A 20,435-nucleotide genomic window follows, 5' to 3' on the forward strand; every position below is an offset into this window, starting at 1 on the left:
ATGACGCAAATCACCGGGCACACGCGCCTCTTCGGCATCCTGGCCGATCCCATTCACCATGTGAAAACCCCCCAGGCGCTCAACGCCCTGATGGCTAAGCGGGGCTATGACGGCGTGCTGGTGCCGCTGCACGCCAGCGCAGAAGACCTTGCCACCGTGGTCGGCGGGATGCGGCTGCTGCGCAATCTCGGCGGCCTCATCGTCACCGTGCCACACAAGACCGCCGTGGTGGATCTGTGCGACGAGGTGAGCGAGAGCGCGCGCCTCATCGGCGCCGTCAACACCATCCGTCGCGAGGCGGACGGGCGGTTGGTGGGCGAGATGTTGGACGGGCACGGTTTCGTCGCCGGATTGCGCCAGAATGGCATCGAACCCGAAGGGCGCAGCGCCTATCTGGCCGGTGCCGGCGGCGCCGCCAATGCCATCGCTTTCGCCCTGGCGCAGGCGGGTATTTCGCGCCTCACCATCGCCAACCGCACCCGCGCCAAGGCGGAAGACCTCGCCGGCCGGCTCGCCGGTCCCTTCCCTAACCTACAGGTGGACATCGGCACGCCCGATCCCTCCGGCCACGATCTGGTGGTGAACGCCACCTCGCTCGGCCTGAAGGAGGGCGACCCGCTGCCCCTGGACGTGGCGTGCCTGACGCCCGACCAGATCGTCGCCGAGATCATCATGCAGCCCGTCACCACGGCGCTGCTGGCAGCGGCGCAGGCGCGCGGCTGCCGCATCCAGCCGGGCCAGCCCATGCTGGACTGCCAATTGGAGCTGATGGCGCGCTTCGTGGGAATGGAACCGTGAACGCGCTTGTCTCCCCCGCGCTTCCGGCCGTCGGCCTGCTGAAGGGCCGCTGTGCCCTGGTGACCGGCGGCGCCTCGGGCATCGGCCTTGCGATCAGCCGGGCGCTGCGGGCCCAGGGCGCGCGCCTCGTGCTGCTCGATCCAGATCCCAAGTCCGGCGCCGTAGCAGTAGAGCTTGGCGAGACCATCGCGGTTTCCGGCTCCGTGACCAGCCGTGCCGACGTAGCGCGCGCCTGCGATGCGGCCGAGGATTTCGGCGGGCTCGACATCGCGCTGGCCAATGCCGGAATCTCCTCGAACCAACCGACCCTCGACGTCACCGACGCTGATTGGCAAAGGGTGATGGACATCAACCTTACCGGCGTCTTCCTCACCGCCCAGGAAGCGGGCCGGCGGATGCTAGAGCGCGGGCGCGGCTCGATCCTCCTCATGGCCTCCATGTATGGCGTGGTCGCCGCTCCGGAACGCATCGGCTACTGCGTCTCCAAGGCGGGCGTGGTGATGATGGCCAAGGCGCTGGCGGTGGAATGGGCATCACGCGGCGTGCGTGTGAACGCCCTTGCCCCCGGCTATGTGCGCACCCCCTTCCTGGACGATCTTGCCGCACGCGGCCGGCTCGACCTCGACCGTCTGAAAATGCGCACCCCCATCGGCCGGCTGATCGCGCCCGAAGAGGTGGCGCAGGCGGCGGTGTTCCTCGCCAGCGACCATGCAGGCGCCATCACCGGGCAGGTGCTCGGCGTCGACGGCGGCTGGGCCGCCTACGGATATCTCTGAAGATTTGCACGAAGAGAGCGGCCCCCTCGGCCGGTCTTTGGGAGAATGATTATGGCGGACCGCATCGCGCTGCAGGCAGCGGCACCCTGGATCGAACTGCGCACCACCGAGGCCGACTGGCAGCAGGCGGACCCGAAGCTTCTGGGCGAACTGCTCACCCAGATGAACCTGATCCGCGCCTTCGAGGAGACGGTGCTTGAACTGGCCGGCGAAGGGCTGGTCCATGGCCCCGCCCATTCCTCGGTCGGCCAGGAAGGTGGCGCCGCCGGCTCCATCGTCGGGCTGCGGCCGGGCGACCAGGTGAACGGCTCCCATCGCGGCCATCATCAATTCCTCGCCAAAGCCCTCGCCTATATCGCGCCGGGCCTCGATCCGAAGGCCGCCTTCCCCAAAGGCACCGAGCCGCTGATGTACCAATCGCTCGCCGAGATCCTCGGGCTTGAACCGGGCTTCGGCCACGGGCGCGGCGGCTCCATGCATCTGCGCTGGGGGGAAGCGGGCGCTATCGGCACCAATGCCATCGTCGGCGGCGGCGTGCCGCTCGCGGCGGGCGCGGCGATGGCCCACAAGCTCGCCGGCACGGGCGATGTCGCCATCACCTATTTCGGCGACGGGGCGGTGAATATCGGCGCAGTGCTGGAGACCATGAATCTCGCCGCCGCCTGGAATTTGCCGCTGCTGTTCTTCATCGAGAACAATGGCTACGCGGTTGCAACCACCGTCGCCGAGGCGACGCGCGACCCGCGCCTGTCCGGCCGTGGTCCCGGCTTCGGCATCCCCTCCTGGCGGGTGGACGGCATGGACCCGCTGGCGGTCCATCTCGCAACCCAGGAAGCCCTCGCGGTGATGCGCTCGGGCCAGGGGCCGGCGGTGATCGAGGTCGAGGTCTATCGCTATTTCCACCAAAATGGCCCGCTGCCGGGCTCCGCCTTCGGTTATCGCACCAAGGAGGAGGAAGCCTCCTGGCGCGCCCGCGACCCCATCGATCGCACCGGCCGCGCCTTGGTGCAGCAGGGGGCCTTGGGCCAGAGCGATCTCGATGCGCTGCGCGAGCGCTGCAAGGCGCTGATGGGGGAAGTCGCCGCCCGGCTCGTGGAGCCAGACGGCAACAGGCGCCGGGTGCAGCCGGCGCTCTGGCCTGATGTCGGTTTCGTCGATACCGGCATTCGCGGCGACCTCTCCGAGCTGAAGGGGGCCCGGGTGGAGGAGGCGGTGACGTTCGCCGGCCCCACCGTTGCGCGCAAGTTCGTGGATGCCATCGCCGACGTGCTGCATCGCCGCTTCGAGACCGATGCGCGCCTTGTCATCATGGGAGAGGATATCCACCGTTTGAAGGGCGGCACCAACGGCGCCACGCGTGGTCTTGCCGCCGCCTTCCCGGACCGGGTGTTCGGCACCCCCATCAGCGAAGGCGCGTTCGCCGGCCTCGCGGGCGGCCTTGCCATGGACGGGCGCTATCGGCCGATCATCGAGTTCATGTATCCCGATTTCATGTGGGTCGCGGCCGACCAGGTGTTCAACCAGATCGGCAAGGCGCGCCACATGTTCGGTGCTGATGTGGACGTGCCCCTGGTGCTGCGCACCAAGATCGCCATGGGCACGGGCTACGGCTCCCAGCATTCGCTGGACCCGGCGGGCATGTTCGCCACCTCGCCGGGCTGGCGCATCGTCGCGCCCTCCACCCCGTTCGACTATGTGGGCTTGATGAATGCCGCGCTGGCCTGCAACGATCCCGTGCTCGTCATCGAACATGTGGATCTCTATCAGACCATGGGCAATATCCCGATTACCGACCTCGACTACATCATCCCGCTCGGCAAGGCCCGCGTCGCGCGGGCGGGCAACGACCTCACCATCCTGACCTATTCGGCCATGGTGAACCGCAGCCAGGAAGCGGTCGAGCAACTCGGCGTCGATGCCGAGATCATCGACCTGCGCACCCTTGACCGCGCCTCGCTCGATTGGGACACCATTGGCGAAAGCATCCGCAAGACCAACAATGTCGTGATCGTCGAGCAGGGCTCGGTGGGCACCTCCTACGGCAGCTTCCTCGCCGATGAGATCCAGCGCCGCTACATGGATTGGCTCGACCAGCCGATCCAGCGCGTCACCGGCAAGGAAGCCTCGCCCACCATCTCCAAGGTGCTGGAGCGCGCCGCTTATGCCGGGACGCCGGAAGTTGCGGACGGGCTCGCGGTGGCCATGGCGGCGCGCGGAACCCCGCTCCCAGCCGCCCTGCTCGCGCAGGCCGCATCATGAGCGCGGCGGACCAAACCCACACCGCGCTGCTGGCGCAGCTTCAGGACATCGTCGGTCCCACAGGGCTCATCACCGGCGAAGCCGACATGGAACTCTATGCCATCGACTGGCGCCGGCAATTCCCGGGCAAGCCGCTGTGCGTGGTGCGGCCGGCATCCACCGCCGAGGTGTCTTTGGTGGTTCGGGCCTGCGCCGAGGCAGGTGCGGCAATCGTGCCCCAGGGCGGCAATACCGGACTTGCGGCCGGTGCGGTGCCGGACGGCTCGGGGGCGCAGGTTGTGCTTTCGCTCACCCGCATGAATGCCGTTCGCGCGCTCGACCCCATCGGCATGACGCTTGAGGCTGACGCCGGATGCATCCTGAAGGTGGCGCAGGACGCTGCCGCCGAGGCCGGCCGGCTTCTGCCGGTGAGCCTCGCGGCGGAGGGGTCCGCCACCGTCGGCGGCATCGTCTCCACCAATGCGGGCGGGGTGAATGTGCTGCGTTACGGCATGACCCGCGCCCTCGTGCTGGGCCTGGAGGTGGTGCTGGCCGACGGCACCATCGTCAATGGCATGCGTCGCCTGCGCAAAGACAATGCCGGCTATGACTGGAAGCAACTTTTCATCGGCAGCGAAGGCACGCTCGGTATCGTCACCGCAGCCATCCTACGCTTGGTGCCGCGCCCCAAGCAAACGGTCACCGCACTGCTCAGCGTACCCTCCCCCGCCGCCGCATTGCAATTGCTGGCGCTGACACAGGAGGAACTGGGGGATTCCATCTCCGCCTTCGAGCTGATTTCCAGTGTCTCATTCGATCTGGTGCGGCGCCACGCGGGCCTCAGCCCGCCGATCGCAGCCGGCGACTGGTTCGTGCTCATTGAGGCGGGCGCGAGCCTGAGCGGTCTGCGCGACGCAGCAGAAGCAGCGCTTTCGGCGGCCTTGGAACAAGAAATTGCCCTCGACGGCGTGGTGGCGGAATCCGGCGCCCAGGCAGCCCAGCTCTGGGCCTTGCGCGAGCACATTTCCGAGGGCGAGGCGCGCGAGGGCAAGAGCCTGAAGCACGATATCTCCGTGCCCATCACAGACATTCCCGCCTTCCTCGATGCCGCCGACGCGGCGCTGGCAGCAGGGGCGCCTGGGGCGCGGGCCAATGTGTTCGGCCATGTGGGCGACGGCAACCTGCACTACAACGTGCTGGTGGATTCAAGCCATGACGGCGCCGCCATAAACCGCCTCGTGCACGATGTGGTGGACAGCTTCGGCGGCTCCATCTCGGCCGAGCACGGCATCGGCCAATACCGGGTGGAGGAGCTTTTGCGCCGCCGCTCGGCCGAGGAGACCGCCCTGTGCGCGACCCTCAAGACGGCTCTCGATCCGCACCAGCGGCTCAATCCCGGAAAGGTGCTGCCCGTGCGCGCGCCTTGAGCGCGCACGGGGGCCCACGTCAAGAAGAGACCCCAAAGGGGGATGTCATGGAAACGTTCGACTACATCATCGTCGGCGGTGGCACCGCCGGCTGCATCCTTGCGGCCCGCCTGTCGGAAGATGCCAAGCGCTCCGTGCTCCTTCTGGAAGCCGGCGGGCCCGACAACGGGTTCTGGATTCCCATCCCCGCCGGCTTCTCCAAGCTGTTGAGCGGCGCCGCCTTCAACTGGCGTTTTACGACGGAGAAGGAGGAAAACACCGGCAATCGCGAGATCGTCGTGCCGCGCGGCAAGGGGCTCGGCGGCTCCACCTTGATCAACGGCATGATCTATGTGCGCGGCCAGCCGCAGGATTACGACGGCTGGGCGCAGCGCGGCGCCCTCGGCTGGAGCGCCGCCGACGTGCTGCCCTATTTCCAAAAGATGGAGACCTTCGCCGCACCGGATGCCGACCCCTCGCGTGGCGCATCCGGCCCGATGAACATCGTGCGGGTGGCCGAGCGGCCGGTGCTCTCGGAAGCCTTCATCGCCGCCGCCGAAGAGGCCGGCTATGCCCGCAATCCCGACTATAACGGCCCGGACCAGGAGGGCTTCGGCTATTATCAGGTCAACCAGAAGGACGGCCGGCGCTGGACCGTGGTGGATGCCTATCTACGCCCCGCCCTCGGCCGGCCGAACCTGAAGGTTGTCACCCGCGCCCATGTTCTGAAGCTCGACTTCTCCGGCCGACGCGCTACCGACGTGCGATATCGCGTGGGCGGCAAGGATCTGGTGGCGCAGGCGCGGGGCGAGGTGATTCTCACCGCCGGCGCGGTGCAGTCGCCGCAATTGCTGGAACTTTCGGGCATCGGCGATCCGCAAACCCTATCGGCCGCCGGCCTGCCGGTGTTCCATGAGCTGAAGGGCGTCGGCAATAATTACCGCGACCATTTCGCCACCCGCATGAACTGGCGGGTGAAGCTGCCCATCACCCTTAACGAGCAGACCCGGGGTCTGAAGCTCGGCAAGGCGGTGGCGCAATATTTCCTCACCCGCACCGGCATCCTTACCCTTGGCACCGGGCTCGCCCACGGCTTCGTGAAGACCCGGCCGGAACTGGAAACACCCGACATCCAGTATTTCTTTATGCATGCGAGCTATGCCAACGCCGCCGATCGCGCGCTGGACCATCTGCCGGGTATGACCATCGGCGTCACCCAATTGCGCCCGCAATCCATCGGCTCGATCCATGTGAAATCGGCCGACCCGTTCGCCCAGCCCTCCATCCGCCCGAATTTCCTCGCGGTGCAGGAGGATTGCGACAGCCTGGTGGGCGGGATGAAGATCGCCCGCACCATCGTTGAGCAGAAAGCCATGGACCCCTATCGGGCCTATGAGATGAACCCCGGACCCGACGTGCAGAGCGACGCGCAATGGCTCGAATTCGCGCGCACCACGGGCCAGACCATCTACCACCCCATCGGCACCTGCGCGATGGGCACCGGCCCCGCCGCCGTGGTGGATCCGCGCCTGAAGGTGCACGGGCTCGACGGCCTGCGGGTGGTGGATGCCTCCATCATGCCCACCATCGTCTCGGCCAACACCCAGGCCGCCGTGATGATGATCGCCGAGAAGGCCGCCGACCTCATCAAGGCCGACGCGATCGAGTAAAATACGCAGTGCAGGCCGATCGTAGACGTTCGGCTCCTCCCTTGAGAACCGCTTTTAAGATCAGATGGAGGTCACGCCACGGAGCCACTGAGAGCAACAGCACGTCGTGTGGTTCGGCTTCTTCTTTTAGGGATCACGTCGCCCAGAAGAGAAAAATCGGCCACCACTTTCGTCCGAAATAAGCTTTTTATTTAAAAATTGCGCGATTTTGTTAAATACAAAATCATTTATATTTATATCGTCACAAGGAACCCTACTTATAAACCGCTCCGCCATCTCACTTAAAACAATATCAGGCGCAAATTTTGAAACCAAATCATAATCTATATTTGGCGACCACACGAAGAGAACCGAAGAAAATGTCTCGGCCAAAAGAGCGGTAAATGAGGCGGTTCCATAACCTGAAAAAGAGTCCCCAAATAAAATAATACGTCTTTTATCGCAATTATTTGATTCATTTTGGAATTCCACCGAAGCGCCGCCATGAATTTCACCATGGAGCTGTGGCTTCAGAAGTTTTAGAAATTTGACAACCTCATTCTCGAAGACAATATGCGAATTATAGGAGACTTGACGCGAGCGATAAATCTCTTTTATCAGGGGATTAAGTTTACTCCCAAGATCAAGGACACGCTCCCGATCCCTAAAGGGACGGTCGAGCAACCCCAATTTTGGAGCAGCGCCAACGCGTTTGCAAAATTCCTTATAGGCAGAAAATGCGCCTTCATAAGTCCAGTGGGTGTCGGTTTTCCAGAAGAGTGGGGCGGCTTTTTTTTCTCTGGCAAAGGAATCTTCGAGATTCATCGCAATGCTGTTCAGATCTGGATCTGAACCAAGAACGAACGACGTTGGCGTCAGCGTCGGAAGACTGAAGCAGGGCGGCAATACGTCCCGGTAGACCGATAATTTATCCGGCACCCAGAAATGCAGGTATTGTGCGCCAAGCTTGGCCATGCGCTCCTGCCGCTGCCGCAGCGTGCGCTGCCAAGAATCGACTTTATCGGCCAGCACCGTAGCGGGATTTTGCATTAACTCACCCACCGAGTTAGAGCCTCCGATTAGGAAGAGCCAACCTTCCTGTCCTCGGAGCACATCATTTTCAATTTTTCCCGCATCTCCAGCGTCAGTCACGTTTACGTCTCCATTGCCGGTCATTTTGAGCCACAGCGGTCTACAGGCTTAAGTTCCTCGCCTGAGTTCGGCGATGAGGATGGGTGCATGAAACATCTGGTGCTCGCTTTGCTCGTCTTCTGGCTTGCGTCGCTTAACGCGACCTTCGCCGCTGAACCGGACGGTGACAAGTGCGATGCTGCCGAAACAGAACTGGCATCGGCTATCGCTATTGCGGATACCAGCTCCTCAGTCCGTCGCCATAATATGCTTGTGGAGCATCTTCCTCCGTCTGCCGATGTTGTATTTTTGGGTGACAGTATAGTGCAATTGTGGCCGCAGGATTTGATTGAAAGCACATTTGATGGAATGTCAGTTTTGAATCTCGGAGTCGGGCGGGATAAAATCAGAAATGTCAGGTTTCGCCTGCACGATGCACGCGTCAGTTTATCAAAAATACACCCTCGCTATGTCATTTCACTTGTTGGAACAAACGATTTGGGACTGCACGAGCGGCCTTGTGTTCGCGATATGCAATACCAAGCCCTTTCAGCCGACATTCGCGAGATTTGGCCTGACGCACGCCAGGTTATGGTCGGGATTTTACCTAGAGGTCCCGGCCTTAAATCGTACACGGACGAGAGGGCGCAGGCGGACGCTGCCATGCACCGTGCATTGGAACATGAACCTCGAAGTTTCTATGTAAATCTTGACTCATTTATCTCATGTGAAAGTGAAACCAGCTGTGCGAGTTTTAGACCCGATATGGTACACCCCTCACGACTGGGTTTTATTGGGTTGAGCAATGGGTTGAAAAAATTCATCCAGTCAATCAAATAAGAGAAAACCGATCGACGGGAAGTTAAATACTACTCCGACCGACACCGTTTCGTTGGCTCTGGGCCACGTGATGGGCTCCGCAGAGGGATCGCGGACGCCATAAGGGCGCGTCTTCCCCGGCCATTTCGACAGAGACCCATAATTCTGGAAAAGGATAAAGGCGAGCCTGATTGAGCCCGGACGGCCACATCCGCTAGGGTGGCGCTTCGCAATTCTGGTGCGGCATGGATACGATTTGGCTTGAAGATTTCCTGGCATTGCTGGACGAGGGCGGATTCTCCCACGCCGCGCGCAAGCGCTCCGTTAGCCAGTCCGCGTTTAGCCGCCGCATCCGCGCCTTGGAAGACTGGGTGGGCGTGCCGCTGATCGAGCGCACCACGCATTCCCTCAAGCTGACCCCCGCGGGCGAGCGCCTGAGGCCAGTGGCGGAAGAGGCGCTGCGGCGCCTGCACCACGGCCGGCAGGAGGCGCTGATCGCGGCGCAGGCGAGCGGCGCGACGATCCGCTTCGCCGCCACCCATGTGCTCTCGCTCACCTTCTTCCCGCCGTGGCTGCGCGACCTCGAAACCAAGCTCGACGCCCCGGCCACGTTCGCACTTACCGCCGACAACATGGTGGCCTGCGAGAACCTGATGGTGGAAGGCAAGGCCCATCTGCTGCTGTGCCACCACCACCCGGCGGCGCACGTCCGCCTGGAGGAGCCGGCCTTTCTCTCGACAACCATTGGCGCAGATCGCTTGGTGCCAGTGGGGACGCCGGCGCGCGTCCGGGTTGGCGGCCCCTACCTCGCCTATGCCCCGACTTCCGGCATGGGCCGCATTCTCGCGGCGTCTGGTCTAACAAAGGACGAGACCGGCGAGCCGGCCTTCACCTCCCATCTCGCGGGCGTGCTGGCAACGCTCGCGCGCGACGGCCGTGGCATCGCCTGGGTCCCGCTGAGCCTAGTGGCGGCCGACATCCAAGCTGAGCGTCTTGCCCGCGCCTCCGATGCCGAGAGCGCCATGGATATTTGCCTGTTCCGCCCCCGCGCCCGCCAGAGTGCCGCCGTCGAGGCGCTCTGGACGGCGGTAAAGGGGTCGGCAATCTAAGGCATTTGGTATGCGCGGTCGGCCTGCGCCGACACGTCCTATTTTGCCTTGATGAGGAACTGCCAGTTGGGTGGGAAGGTCACGAGAATATCCTGGCGCCCGATGAGATGGGCATAGCCGCGCCAGTTGCGGGCAAAGTCCCACGGCTCGCGCTCGCTCAACGGGGCCAGCAGCGCCAGGAACATCATCTGCAGCAGCAAGATCACGGCCGCGGCCCTAAGCCAGCGGCTGGCAGCGCCATCCAGTATCAGGCTGGCAAAGGAAAATCCGGCCATGACCATGGGGATGAAGAAGTAGCGATCGCCATTGGTCTCGGCGAGCGGATTGGGCACGGTCGAAAATTTATGTGTTGTCGCCAGCAGGACGATGAGGGCGAAGGCAAGGCACCCTGCCCGCAGAACACGGGCGGAGCCCCAAAACAGCCCCGCCAGCAGCAGCGGGCCGAACATCAGGCTGAGGATGGACAATGGTCCCGTGCTCTGCTCCAGCCAGCGCTGGAGGCAGTGCAGCAGCGTGCCGGAAAAATCGCTTACGCCGCCACCCTCGACAGCCGCTGCCACGCTCTGTCGCGTCAGGAAATAGAACTGGACCGCCGCCCCCGCCGCCGCGATCGCAACCAGGACCGCCCCGTGCCCGTCACGTGAGCGCCAGGCGCGAGCCGCTCGATAGGCCCAGAGCGGCGCCGACAGCACCATGAACGGACCCGTCAGCGCGGTCGTAGCCATGAAGGCAATCTGGTTGCCGCGCACGAAGCGTGAGGTTGATACGGGCGCAAGGGCCAGCACCGGTAAGGCGCAAGCCATCACCCATTGCAGGTTGGTCGGCGTCGCCCACACCTCCCCCGCGTGGGGAACCAGAAGCAGCAGCAGCGCCCACAAGGCGCCCAGCACACGGGTGCCCGCCGAAGTCGCGAGGACGCCCGCAGTCCAGGCAGATACGGCAACGCTTGCATAGGCATAGAGGGTCGGATGCAATTTGTAGGGAAAAAGCTCGACACCGGCCGCGATCAAGCGTGGGACCAAATGGAGATATCCCGCATAGGGAACAAACAGCGTTTCATGGAGCGGTTTCACATAGGCCGCAGCCCAGAACACACTAAGGTCTTCCGCCCAGAAGCTCGGCTCCGCCAGATAGGGTGTGACGCGCAAATACATCGCGATGCAAAACAGCAGAACGACCGCCAGGAAAAACGGGAAAACACCCCCGCCTTCCCGCCCCATCTGCGCCCGGCGCATGTCAGCTTCCGCATTCATAAAAACATCCGCCCCCAGATCGCTCGGAACCGCAGATAGCACGGCCTTCCGATGGAAGAACAGGCATGCGTGCGTCGGTTCCGGGCCCTCCTCGCTTGGCCACGTTGAACTTGCGCGCCCTCCGGCGCAAAACAGGCAAATTGCTGCGCAAGGATCGTCCATGCTCCCATCTGACATCGAGGCCCGCAAAGCCCAGGCCCGCGCTTGGTTCGAAGCGTTGCAGGGGCACATCATCGCTGCCTTCGAAACGCTGGAGGCCCAGGCCCCCGCCTCGCTCTATCCCGGTCCGCCGGCCACCTTCGAACGCTCGCCCTGGAACCGGACCGACCATAGCGGCGCGCCGGGGGGCGGCGGCACCATGGCGCTCATGCGCGGGCGGCTGTTCGAAAAAGTGGGCGTGCACACCTCCACGGTGTTTGGCGAATTCGCGCCCGAATTCCGCGCCCAGATCCCCGGCGCGGCGGACGATCCGCGCTTCTGGGCCTCCGGCATCTCGCTGATCGCCCATATGACGAACCCCCATGTGCCGGCTGTGCACATGAACACCCGCTTCGTGGTGACCACCAAAAGCTGGTTCGGCGGCGGCGCGGACCTCACCCCGGTATTGGATCGCCGCCGCACCCAAGACGACCCCGATACCATCGTCTTCCATGAAGCCATGGAGGCCGCATGCGCCCCTCATGCGGTGGCGGACTATCCCCGCCTGAAAGCGTGGTGCGAGGAATATTTCTTCCTAAAGCACCGCAACGAGCCGCGCGGCATCGGCGGCATTTTCTATGACTGGCTGGACAGCGGGGATTTCGGCGCCGACTTCGCCTTTACCCAGGACGTCGGCCGCGTCTTCCTCGACATCTATCCCCGCCTCGTGCGCGCCAATGCCGCCACCCCCTGGACCGAGGCCGACCGCGAGGAGCAGCTTGTCCGGCGCGGGCGATATGTGGAGTTCAACCTGCTGTATGATCGCGGTACGATCTTCGGGTTGAAGACCGGGGGCAACGTCGCATCCATCCTGTCTTCCATGCCGCCGGTGGTGAAATGGCCTTAAAGTGTGGTTTGCACCGTGGCGGAGCGGTTGTGTGATGGCACTGTCATACAAGCCGTTTAGGCCGTGGGCATCTGTTGAGGAGATGCTGCAATGGCCTTCGCGCCCGGTGAAATCGTTCAACTCAAGTCCGGCAGCCCGGCTCTGACCATTATCGCCGTGGACGGCGAGATCGTCGAAGTCATCTGGTTCGCTGAGGAAGTGGCCGAATTCCGGACTCAGAAGCTTCCGGCGGTCGCCCTCGACGTGCTCGAAATCGAAGAATTCGACCTCGATGAGGACGAAGAGGAAGAAGACGAGGATTGATTTTCAAGGCCGCGCCTGGATTGGCGCTACGCTCTTCCCTCAAGGCCCTTCTGCGGAAGGGCCTTTTTCATTTTGTCGGCGACCGCAACGACTGCGACGCCACAGCCACCGCCGTCCCACCATCAAGCACCGCAGCGAAAAGCGCCTCCAAGCGCTCCGGCTCTGACGGAAAATCCGCACCGATCCAGTCCGCCTCCAAGCGCGCGAGCGCGGCCCCAAGCGCCGGCCCCGGTTGAAGCCCCGCGGCGATGAAATCAGCGGCGGAATAGGGCAGCGCCGGCACCTGCCAGGTCCGCGCGGCCTCAAGGACGCCCGCCGCTGCTCCGGCCGACGTCCGCCTGCGGGCCGCATTCACCAGCAGGCGATCCTCGAAAGCAGCATAACCCAGGCGATAGACCAAGGCCCGCGCCGCACGGGCATCGACATCCCCCCCAAACAGTCCCGCCATGCCCTGGAGGCGGCGGAATGCCTCGTTCGAAAGGCGCAGGCGCGCGCGCAGCCGAAGGGCATCCTCGAGGATGCGTACCGCCAATGCCCCCAATCGGCGCACCGCGTCCGGCGCCAAGTCGAGATCGGCTTCCAGCCCCGCCAGCCGCTCGAACGCGACAAGATCTGGCACGCCGGCCAGAATCGTCGGCAGAAAGCCGGTTTCGCTCATCAGGCGGACCGTCGCTTCGGCGCCTGCGGACGCAAGCAGCTTCAGCAGTTCCGCACCCACGCGCTCGCGAGACAGGCGCAGGATGCCGGTGCGCAGGCCGATCGCAGCGCGCAGCGCCGTAGGGTCCATGGCGCCCCGACCATAGGCCGCATGAAAGCGGAACAGACGCAGGATGCGCAAATGGTCCTCACGGATGCGGGTCTGCGCATCACCGATGAAACGCACACGTCCTTCCCTGAGGTCCTTGATGCCCCCTACGAGATCGATCACCCGGCCCTGCGCGTCGGCATAGAGGGCGTTCATCGTGAAGTCGCGCCGCGCCGCATCCGCGCCCCAGTCGCGACCGAAGCGCACGACAGCGTGGCGGCCATCGGTCTCAACGTCCTCGCGCAAGCTGGTGACCTCGAACGGCATCCCGTCCGCGACCACCGTCACGGTGCCATGGGTAAGACCCGTGGGTACCGCTTTCAGGCCGGCGGCAACGGCGCGGCGCATGGTTTCCTGCGGCAGGGCGGTGGTGGCGAGGTCGACATCGCTCACCGGCCGGCCGAGCAGCGCATTGCGCACCGCCCCGCCAACGATCCGCGTTTCCTCCCCGGCGCCATTGAGCGCACCAAGCACGCGGCGCAGCGGCGGCGCGGCAAACCAGGCGGCCTCGGCGATCGAAGGGACATCGGCGACCGAGGGGGCGGTCATTCGAACCGGCCGGGCACGAGCACCCCATCCTTCACCTGTGCGGGGATATAGCGACTGCCTGGAGGTGCGCCGCGCCCATGCTCGAAGACCAGCAGGCCGAGCGCCATAAGGGCGATGGCGAACACCGAAAGCACCACCATCATGCGTGGAGACCATTCCGCCGGCAGGATGGAGCCGCGCGTGACCAGCAGCAGCAGGGCATAGAGGACGAACGGCGTCAGAAAAAGACCGCCTTCGATCAGGAGCGTGCGGAGCATCAGCCATAAACCCGGTCATAGAGATTGCGCAGGATGCCCGCCGTGGCGCCCCAGATGAAGCGCTCGCGATAGGGCATCGCGTAGAAATGGCGCAGCACGCCGTTGCGCTCTCCGGACTGCCGCAGATGGTTCGCCGGCGTCATCAGGAAGGCGAGCGGCACCTCGAACGCCTCCTGCACCTCCGCGGGATTGAGCGTCATCCCATAAGCAGGGTCCACCCGCGCCACCACGGGCGCGATCCAAAAACCGGTGCTGGAGAGATACCCATCGAGAAATCCCAGCGGCTCGATGAAACGAGCCGCAAGGCCCACCTCCTCGCGCGCTTCCCGCAGCGCCGCTTCCACCTCATCCTTGTCCTCCGGGTCCACCCGCCCGCCGGGAAAGGCGATCTGGCCGGGATGGTGGGAGAGGTTGGACGCGCGCAGCGTGAGCAGGACCGCAGGCTCCGCCCGCGCCACGATGGGCACCAGAACGGCGGCATGCCGCGGCTCGCGCTGTGGCAGGAGCGAAGCCGGATCGGTAGCGAGCATGTGATCGCCGTTAAGGCCGGCTGCGCTCTCAGGGGAAAACGGCGGCGGCGGCGCCGTGCGCAGCCTTGTCCGCGCCCGGGCGCGGAAATCATCGAACGTGTCCATGCGCGTCTTCAGCAACTCCGTCATGTCGAGGCCCGGTCCAGCGCGTCCGCCGCCATCATGGGATAGAAGCACCCGCCGGACGCGATTCCGAACATGGGGTGCCCGTCCACATCGCGCACCTCCCCATGATCCACCAGATCCACGAACACGGCCCGAGTCAGGCGCGCCTCCAACCCGCGCCTTACATGGAGGTAGGGACGCACTTCGCCAATCCCCTTGCCGGGCGCGAAACGCAGATCGTGGCCGGGACCGCACCGCACGATGTCATCAAGATTGGTACGAAAAACCAAGACCTTGCCGGCGTCCCCCGCCTCCTCGGCGAAATCCACCGCCAGGAACGGCGCGTCCTCCACCTTCAGTCCGACCTTCTCGGCCGGCGTCTTGAGCACGAAACGCTCGCCCTCGCGCGTCAGTACCGAGGAGAACAGGCGCACCAGCGCCGGCCGGCCGATGGGCGTGCCGGCATAGAACCATGTGCCGTCGGCGGCGATCCTCATGTCGATATCGCCGCAATCGGGGGGATTCCAGTGCTCCAGCGGCGCCGGGCCGCGCCCGCCCGCCGCCGCGGCCGCAGCCATAAGGGCGTCGAGCCGCCCGGTGTCGCCGGGCGTCGCATCGCGGCTGTCTGTCATGGGGTCCTCGCGATGAGTTGAGCAAGGGAAGGTGTGCGTATGCGAAGCTGTGGTTCGACGCGGCGCAAACATATCGTAAGCTGGTCGTTCCGGCCTCCGCGAACTTTAGCGTCGGGAAGGTGGATTTGCGGGCCTCGTCTTGCCGTCTTTGCACGGGAAGATACACCGCCAAAGGAGAAGCGTGGATGTCGGCAGCAAGCGAGACGTTCGATCTGGACCAGATGATCATCCGCAATGCGGAGGCCGCAGCGGCCAGCGTGCGCACCGCGCGCGCCGCCATCGCTTCGGTGATTTTCGGCCAGGAAGCCGTAATCGACCATGCCCTCATCACCATTCTTGCCGGCGGCCACGGTCTGCTGGTGGGCGTGCCGGGCCTGGCCAAGACCAAGCTCGTGGAAACCATGGGCACCGTGCTCGGCCTCGATGCCCGCCGCGTCCAATTCACCCCGGACCTGATGCCATCCGACATTCTCGGCGCCGAGGTGCTGGAAGAAAGCGCTGGAGGCAAGCGCGCGTTCCGCTTCATTCGCGGGCCGATCTTCGCCCAATTGCTGATGGCCGACGAAATCAACCGCGCCAGCCCACGCACCCAATCGGCACTGCTGCAGGCGATGCAGGAATATCACGTCACCGTCGCCGGCGAGCGGCACGATCTGCCGAAACCCTTTCACGTTCTGGCGACGCAGAACCCGCTGGAACAGGAAGGCACCTATCCGCTGCCTGAAGCCCAGCTCGACCGCTTCCTGATGGAAATCAACGTGGATTATCCCGACCGCGATGCGGAGCGGCGCATCCTGTTCGATACCACCGGCGCCGAGGAGACCAAGCCCCGCGCCGCCATGAGCGTGGAAGATCTGCTCACCGCCCAGCGTCTGGTGCGGCGCCTGCCGGTGGGGGATTCGGTGGTGGAAGCCATTCTCACCCTCGTGCGCTCGGCCCGGCCGAATGCCGAAGGACCGGAACAAAAGCTGATCGCCTGGGGTCCCGGGCCCCGCGCCAGCCAGGCGCTGATGCTGGCGGTCCGCGCCCGCGCTTTGCTGGACGGGCGCTATGCCCCGTCGGTGGACGACGTGGTGGCGCTGGCCGAGCCGGTGCTGAAGCATCGCATGGCGCTGACCTTCTCCGCCCGTGCCGAGGGCGAGAGCGTGCCGCGCATCGTGCGTCGGCTCGCCGGTCGCCTCGGCTGAGGCGGGGCGCGTGGAGGACACCACCCAGCGCTCGGTCGCGCGCGCCTCCCACGATTCCGCAGCGCTGGCGGCGGCCATGCCGCGCCTGGTGCTGGAGGCGCGCCGCATCGCCTCCAGCGTGCAGCACGGCCTGCACGGACGGCGGCGCGTCGGGTCGGGCGAGAATTTCTGGCAATACCGTCGCTTCACGGACGGCGAGCCGGCGGCGCGGGTGGATTGGCGCCGCTCGGCGCGCGACGACCATTTGTACGTCCGCGAGCGCGAATGGGAGGCCGCCCACACGGTGTGGATCTGGCCCAATCTCTCCCCCTCCATGGATTATGCCTCACCGCGATTGCCGCCCAAGCGCGAGCGCGCGCTGGTGCTCGCCTTCGCCCTGGCGGACCTGCTGGTGAAGGGGGGCGAGCGGGTCGGCATGCCCAATCTCATGCGGCCTTCCGCCAACCGCCGGATCGTCGAGCGCATGGCCGAAGCGGTGCTGCATGCGCCGGAGCACCCGGCCCTTCCGCCCGCCTTCAATCCCTCGCCCTTGTCGGAACTCGTCCTGCTGGGTGATTTCTGGAGCCCCACGCAGGAGGTGACGACGCGTATTCGCCAACTCGCAGGCTCCGGCGCGCACGGCCATGTTGTGCAAGTGGTCGATCCCGCGGAAGAAACCTTTCCGTTTTCCGGCCGGGTCGAGTTCCACGGGCCTGAGGATGGGCTTTCCCTCACGGTCGGACGGGCGGAGACTTGGCGCGCCGATTATGAAACCCGCCTCGCCGCCCATCGCGCCGCCATCCGCGCGGCAGCGGAGGGCATGGGCTGGGCGTTCGCAGTCCACCGCACCGACCGGCCGGCGAGCGAAATGCTGCTCATCCTGCATTCGCGCATGGGCAGCGGAGAGCTGGTCGCGCCCAAGGCGGCAGAACCGGACGTACTGAGGAGCCCCGGGCCATGATGGGGTTTCCCCTCGCCTTTGCCACGCCGCTCATCCTGACGGCATTCCTGGCCCTGCCGCTGCTATGGTTCGTGCTTCGGGTGGTGCCGCCGAAGCCGCGCGAGATCGTGTTTCCGCCAACCCGCCTGCTGCTCGACATCAAGCCGAAGGAAGAGACGCCGGCTCGCACCCCCTGGTGGCTCACCGCCCTGCGGCTTTTGCTCGCCGCGCTGGTCATTCTTGCTGCCGCAGGTCCGATCTGGAACCCGCCCGCCGTAACACCAGCCGCCAGTGGGCCGATGGTGCTGCTGCTGGACCAGGGCTGGCCCGCCGCCGCCAGCTGGGAGGCGCGCAAGGCCGCCGCCGCCGGCTTCATCGATGAGGCGGAAAGCGGCGGACGCGGCGTTGCCCTCATCCCCACCGCCGACGTGCCGAAAGACGTGACGCTGTTGCGCCCCGGGCAGGCGCGCGACAAGCTGCGTGCGCTGGAACCGGTGCCTTATGCCCCGCCCCGCAAGGAAGCGCTGGCGCTCGCGGCGCGCCACCTCGCCGCCGAACCGCAGGCCGGCTTGATCTTCATCAGCGATGGCGTCGACCTGAAGGCGGACGACACGCTTTCCGCCGACCTTGCGGCGCTGAAGCCGGCCCACCCGCCGCTGGTGATTTCCGGTGGCGTGGATGCGCCATTGGCCCTCGCCGCGCCGGAGAATGCCGCCGGCGCGCTCACCGTCAAGGTCCTGCGCCCAACGGCCGGCAGCCCGCGTGCGGGACGGGTGGAGGCGCGTGACCTCAAGGGGCTGAGCCTCGGCGAGAGCAGCTTCTCCTTCCCCCCCGACGCCACCGAGACCGACGCCCGCTTCGACCTTCCGGTGGAGATTCGCAACGATGTGGCGCGGCTGGAAATTGTCGGCCAGCGCTCCGCCGGCGCGGTGCAATTGCTCGACAAGCGTTGGCGCCGGCGCACGGTAGGCGTGGTCTCCGGCGCGAGCACCGATACCGGCCAGCCCCTGCTGGCGCCGACCTATTATCTTTCCCGCGCGCTCGCGCCGTTCGCCGACGTGCGGCTGGCCGACAACGGCGCCCCGGCCGAAGCCATCAACCGCTTCCTCGACCAGCGCCTGCCGGTGATCGTACTGACCGACGTCGGCACGGTGCCGCCCGCCACCCGCACGCGGCTCGCCCGCTTCGTGGAGGATGGCGGCGTCCTGGTGCGCTTTGCCGGGCCGCGCCTCGCCAACGCGCAGGACGACCTGCTGCCGGTGCACCTGCGGCGCGGCGGGCGGGTACTCGGCGGCTCGCTCTCGTGGGAAACGCCCCAGGCGCTCGGCAGCCTCAGCCCCGACGGCCCGTTCCGCGACCTTGCGCTGCCCAACGATGTTGTCGTGACGCGTCAAGTTCTGGCCGATCCGGATGGCGCCCTCGGCGAGCGCACCTGGGCGGCGCTGCAGGATGGCACACCGCTCGTCACCGGCGCCCGCTGGGGTAAGGGAGAAATCGTGCTGTTCCACGTCACCGCCGACACGTCCTGGTCCAACCTTCCGCTCTCCGGCACCTTCGTGGAGATGCTGCGCCGCGTGCTTGCGCTCGCTGACACCGACGCCCTGCCCCCTGAGCAGGCGACGACCGGGGCCGCGGCTGCGGTTTCCAATGTCGGGGCTGTGCCCGCGGCGGTGCCACCGACCCGGGTGCTGGACGGGTTCGGCGCCTTCCACCCCCCGGGCGCGACGGTTCGTCCGATTCCTGCAAACTTCAACGGCCACCCCAGCGCCGACCATCCGCCCGGCTTCTACGGTCCGCCGGACGGGCTGATCGCGGTGAACACCCTTCAGCCGGCTGACCGCCTCGCGCCGCTCGATCTCTCGGCCTTGGGCGGCGCCATTGAGCCGCTGCGCGAGAGCGCGCCGCGCGACCTGCGCGGGCCGATTCTGCTCGCCGCCATGGTGCTGCTGCTGCTGGATGGCTTGGCGGTGCTGCTGCTCGGCCGGGGCTTGAGCCGGCTGGGACCGCGCGGCGGCGCCCGCAGCCGGGCCGCAAAAGCGGGAACGGCGGCACTGCTCGCCCTTCTCGCCGCCCTCCTGGTCGCGCACGGCTCCCCTGCCCTCGCGGCCGACGACGATTTCGCGGTGAAAGCCACATCCCAGACCCGCTTGGCCTATGTCCTCACCGGCGATGCGGAGACCGACGAAATCAGCCGCGCGGGGCTTGACGGGCTGACCAATTTCCTCAGCCAGCGCACCGCGCTTCAGGCGGGGCCGACCATGGGCGTGGACATTGCCAAGGACGAATTGGCCTTCTTCCCCCTGCTCTATTGGCCGGTGCGCGCCGATGCGCCGGTGCCGCCGGCCGCCGTCCTCGCGCGGGTGGATGCCTATATGAAGCAGGGCGGCACGGTGATCTTCGACACCCGCGACGCACTCGAAAGCCCACAAGGTCCCGGCGCCCCCCTCTCGCCTGCCGCCGCGCGGCTGCGGGAACTTCTCTCAGGCCTCGACATCCCCGAGCTGGAGCCAGTGCCGCGCGATCACGTTCTCACCAAGGCGTTTTATCTTCTCAAGGATTTTCCCGGCCGCTTCGCCGGAGGCACCACCTGGGTGCAAGCCTTGCCCGCAGCGCAGGAGGGCGAGGATCGTCCGGCGCGGGCGGGCGATGGCGTTTCCCCCGTCATCATCACCTCCAACGATCTCGCAGGCGCCTGGGCGGTGGGTCCGGATGGAGATCCGCTGCTGCCCCTCACCCCCGGCGAGCCACGCCAGCGCGAGTTTGCGTTCCGCACGGGGGCCAATATCGCCATGTATGTGCTGACCGGGAACTACAAGGCCGATCAGGTGCATGTGCCGGCGCTGCTGGAGCGGCTGGGCCAATGAGGAAAGACTTCGCCTTTTCCCTGTGGCTGGACGCCGACCCTCGCCCGCCTGAGGCAGCGG

The 20,435-nt window shown here is 65.7% G+C and carries 18 protein-coding genes; 12 read left to right on the forward strand and 6 right to left on the reverse strand.

Going from position 1 to position 20,435, the window contains the following annotated elements:
- From V5F77_RS20795 to V5F77_RS20815, 5 genes are read left to right on the forward strand one after another with little or no spacing between them, the layout of a single operon-like run.
- Positions 1-798, forward strand: a complete 798-nt coding sequence (locus V5F77_RS20795; protein ID WP_429007258.1) for a shikimate dehydrogenase family protein — start codon at positions 1-3, stop codon at positions 796-798.
- Entirely contained in the window at positions 795-1,574 is a 780-nt protein-coding gene (locus V5F77_RS20800) for an SDR family NAD(P)-dependent oxidoreductase (RefSeq protein ID WP_429007259.1), read from the forward strand. The genes V5F77_RS20795 and V5F77_RS20800 overlap by 4 nt, the downstream gene beginning before the upstream one ends.
- Before the next feature lie 51 nt (positions 1,575-1,625).
- Positions 1,626-3,833 (forward strand): alpha-ketoacid dehydrogenase subunit alpha/beta, encoded by a 2,208-nt coding sequence (locus tag V5F77_RS20805; protein ID WP_429007260.1) that lies wholly within the window; start codon positions 1,626-1,628, stop codon positions 3,831-3,833.
- Positions 3,830-5,239, forward strand: coding sequence for an FAD-binding oxidoreductase (locus tag V5F77_RS20810; protein WP_429007261.1), 1,410 nt, complete (start codon positions 3,830-3,832; stop codon positions 5,237-5,239). Before V5F77_RS20805 ends, V5F77_RS20810 begins: the two co-directional genes overlap by 4 nt.
- 47 nt (positions 5,240-5,286) lie before the next feature.
- Entirely contained in the window at positions 5,287-6,888 is a 1,602-nt protein-coding gene (locus tag V5F77_RS20815) for a GMC family oxidoreductase (RefSeq protein ID WP_429007262.1), read from the forward strand.
- A 126-nt stretch (positions 6,889-7,014) separates the two neighbouring features.
- On the opposite strand, the gene V5F77_RS20820 is transcribed toward V5F77_RS20815, so the two are convergent.
- Positions 7,015-8,019, reverse strand: a complete 1,005-nt coding sequence (locus V5F77_RS20820) for an alginate O-acetyltransferase AlgX-related protein (RefSeq protein ID WP_429007263.1) — start codon at positions 8,017-8,019, stop codon at positions 7,015-7,017.
- 87 nt (positions 8,020-8,106) lie between these two features.
- Between V5F77_RS20820 and V5F77_RS20825 the strand changes: the two genes are divergently transcribed.
- The gene (locus tag V5F77_RS20825) at positions 8,107-8,838 is read left to right on the forward strand and encodes a GDSL-type esterase/lipase family protein (RefSeq protein WP_429007264.1); all 732 of its coding nucleotides are present in this window, start codon (positions 8,107-8,109) and stop codon (positions 8,836-8,838) included.
- 224 nt (positions 8,839-9,062) lie between these two features.
- Complete coding sequence (locus tag V5F77_RS20830; protein WP_429007265.1) at positions 9,063-9,926, forward strand: LysR family transcriptional regulator; 864 nt, start codon at positions 9,063-9,065, stop codon at positions 9,924-9,926.
- Positions 9,927-9,964: 38 nt separating this feature from the next.
- Here the strand turns inward: V5F77_RS20830 and V5F77_RS20835 are convergent, their stop codons facing one another.
- Positions 9,965-11,179 (reverse strand): hypothetical protein, encoded by a 1,215-nt coding sequence (locus V5F77_RS20835; RefSeq protein ID WP_429007266.1) that lies wholly within the window; start codon positions 11,177-11,179, stop codon positions 9,965-9,967.
- A gap of 160 nt (positions 11,180-11,339) precedes the next feature.
- Here V5F77_RS20835 and hemF point away from each other — a divergent pair, with 160 nt between their 5' ends.
- Positions 11,340-12,224, forward strand: coding sequence for an oxygen-dependent coproporphyrinogen oxidase (gene hemF / locus V5F77_RS20840; RefSeq protein ID WP_429007267.1), 885 nt, complete (start codon positions 11,340-11,342; stop codon positions 12,222-12,224).
- A gap of 90 nt (positions 12,225-12,314) precedes the next feature.
- The gene (locus V5F77_RS20845; RefSeq protein WP_429007268.1) at positions 12,315-12,527 is read left to right on the forward strand and encodes a DUF2158 domain-containing protein; all 213 of its coding nucleotides are present in this window, start codon (positions 12,315-12,317) and stop codon (positions 12,525-12,527) included.
- A gap of 67 nt (positions 12,528-12,594) precedes the next feature.
- On the opposite strand, the gene V5F77_RS20850 is transcribed toward V5F77_RS20845, so the two are convergent.
- Genes V5F77_RS20850 through V5F77_RS20865 form a run of 4 tightly spaced genes read right to left on the reverse strand, consistent with a single transcriptional unit; the run spans position 12,595 to position 15,405 of the window.
- A complete protein-coding gene (locus tag V5F77_RS20850; protein WP_429007269.1) occupies positions 12,595-13,881 on the reverse strand; it encodes a CCA tRNA nucleotidyltransferase in 1,287 nt (428 codons plus the stop codon).
- Positions 13,878-14,138, reverse strand: coding sequence for a DUF6111 family protein (locus V5F77_RS20855; RefSeq protein WP_429007270.1), 261 nt, complete (start codon positions 14,136-14,138; stop codon positions 13,878-13,880). The genes V5F77_RS20850 and V5F77_RS20855 overlap by 4 nt, the downstream gene beginning before the upstream one ends.
- Entirely contained in the window at positions 14,138-14,773 is a 636-nt protein-coding gene (locus V5F77_RS20860) for a CoA pyrophosphatase (RefSeq protein WP_429007271.1), read from the reverse strand. The genes V5F77_RS20855 and V5F77_RS20860 overlap by 1 nt, the downstream gene beginning before the upstream one ends.
- 20 nt (positions 14,774-14,793) lie before the next feature.
- Positions 14,794-15,405: a DUF1285 domain-containing protein gene (locus tag V5F77_RS20865; RefSeq protein WP_429007272.1), complete on the reverse strand. Its 612-nt coding sequence runs from the start codon at positions 15,403-15,405 to the stop codon at positions 14,794-14,796.
- A 185-nt stretch (positions 15,406-15,590) separates the two neighbouring features.
- On the opposite strand from V5F77_RS20865, the gene V5F77_RS20870 reads away from it, so the two are divergent.
- The 3 genes from V5F77_RS20870 to V5F77_RS20880 are packed head-to-tail and all read left to right on the forward strand — an operon-like array spanning position 15,591 to position 20,375.
- The gene (locus V5F77_RS20870; RefSeq protein WP_429007273.1) at positions 15,591-16,592 is read left to right on the forward strand and encodes an AAA family ATPase; all 1,002 of its coding nucleotides are present in this window, start codon (positions 15,591-15,593) and stop codon (positions 16,590-16,592) included.
- 10 nt (positions 16,593-16,602) lie between these two features.
- Entirely contained in the window at positions 16,603-17,532 is a 930-nt protein-coding gene (locus V5F77_RS20875) for a DUF58 domain-containing protein (RefSeq protein WP_429007274.1), read from the forward strand.
- Positions 17,529-20,375: a DUF4159 domain-containing protein gene (locus tag V5F77_RS20880; RefSeq protein WP_429007275.1), complete on the forward strand. Its 2,847-nt coding sequence runs from the start codon at positions 17,529-17,531 to the stop codon at positions 20,373-20,375. The genes V5F77_RS20875 and V5F77_RS20880 overlap by 4 nt, the downstream gene beginning before the upstream one ends.
- Positions 20,376-20,435: the final 60 nt, after the last annotated feature.

This window comes from Roseixanthobacter psychrophilus, from assembly GCF_043195195.1.
Classification (GTDB): domain Bacteria; phylum Pseudomonadota; class Alphaproteobacteria; order Rhizobiales; family Xanthobacteraceae; genus NCEH01.

Bases quoted from the DNA above. Each gene is read 5' to 3' on its own strand.
- V5F77_RS20860 (WP_429007271.1), bottom strand. From the start codon at position 14,773: ATGGACACGTTCGATGATTTCCGCGCCCGGGCGCGGACAAGGCTGCGC.
- V5F77_RS20830 (WP_429007265.1), top strand. From the start codon at position 9,063: ATGGATACGATTTGGCTTGAAGATTTCCTGGCATTGCTGGACGAGGGC.
- V5F77_RS20870 (WP_429007273.1), top strand. From the start codon at position 15,591: ATGTCGGCAGCAAGCGAGACGTTCGATCTGGACCAGATGATCATCCGC.
- V5F77_RS20865 (WP_429007272.1), bottom strand. From the start codon at position 15,405: ATGACAGACAGCCGCGATGCGACGCCCGGCGACACCGGGCGGCTCGAC.
- V5F77_RS20795 (WP_429007258.1), top strand. From the start codon at position 1: ATGACGCAAATCACCGGGCACACGCGCCTCTTCGGCATCCTGGCCGAT.
- V5F77_RS20855 (WP_429007270.1), bottom strand. From the start codon at position 14,138: ATGCTCCGCACGCTCCTGATCGAAGGCGGTCTTTTTCTGACGCCGTTC.
- V5F77_RS20815 (WP_429007262.1), top strand. From the start codon at position 5,287: ATGGAAACGTTCGACTACATCATCGTCGGCGGTGGCACCGCCGGCTGC.
- hemF (WP_429007267.1), top strand. From the start codon at position 11,340: ATGCTCCCATCTGACATCGAGGCCCGCAAAGCCCAGGCCCGCGCTTGG.
- V5F77_RS20850 (WP_429007269.1), bottom strand. From the start codon at position 13,881: ATGACCGCCCCCTCGGTCGCCGATGTCCCTTCGATCGCCGAGGCCGCC.
- V5F77_RS20825 (WP_429007264.1), top strand. From the start codon at position 8,107: ATGAAACATCTGGTGCTCGCTTTGCTCGTCTTCTGGCTTGCGTCGCTT.
- V5F77_RS20805 (WP_429007260.1), top strand. From the start codon at position 1,626: ATGGCGGACCGCATCGCGCTGCAGGCAGCGGCACCCTGGATCGAACTG.
- V5F77_RS20845 (WP_429007268.1), top strand. From the start codon at position 12,315: ATGGCCTTCGCGCCCGGTGAAATCGTTCAACTCAAGTCCGGCAGCCCG.
- V5F77_RS20835 (WP_429007266.1), bottom strand. From the start codon at position 11,179: ATGAATGCGGAAGCTGACATGCGCCGGGCGCAGATGGGGCGGGAAGGC.
- V5F77_RS20880 (WP_429007275.1), top strand. From the start codon at position 17,529: ATGATGGGGTTTCCCCTCGCCTTTGCCACGCCGCTCATCCTGACGGCA.
- V5F77_RS20810 (WP_429007261.1), top strand. From the start codon at position 3,830: ATGAGCGCGGCGGACCAAACCCACACCGCGCTGCTGGCGCAGCTTCAG.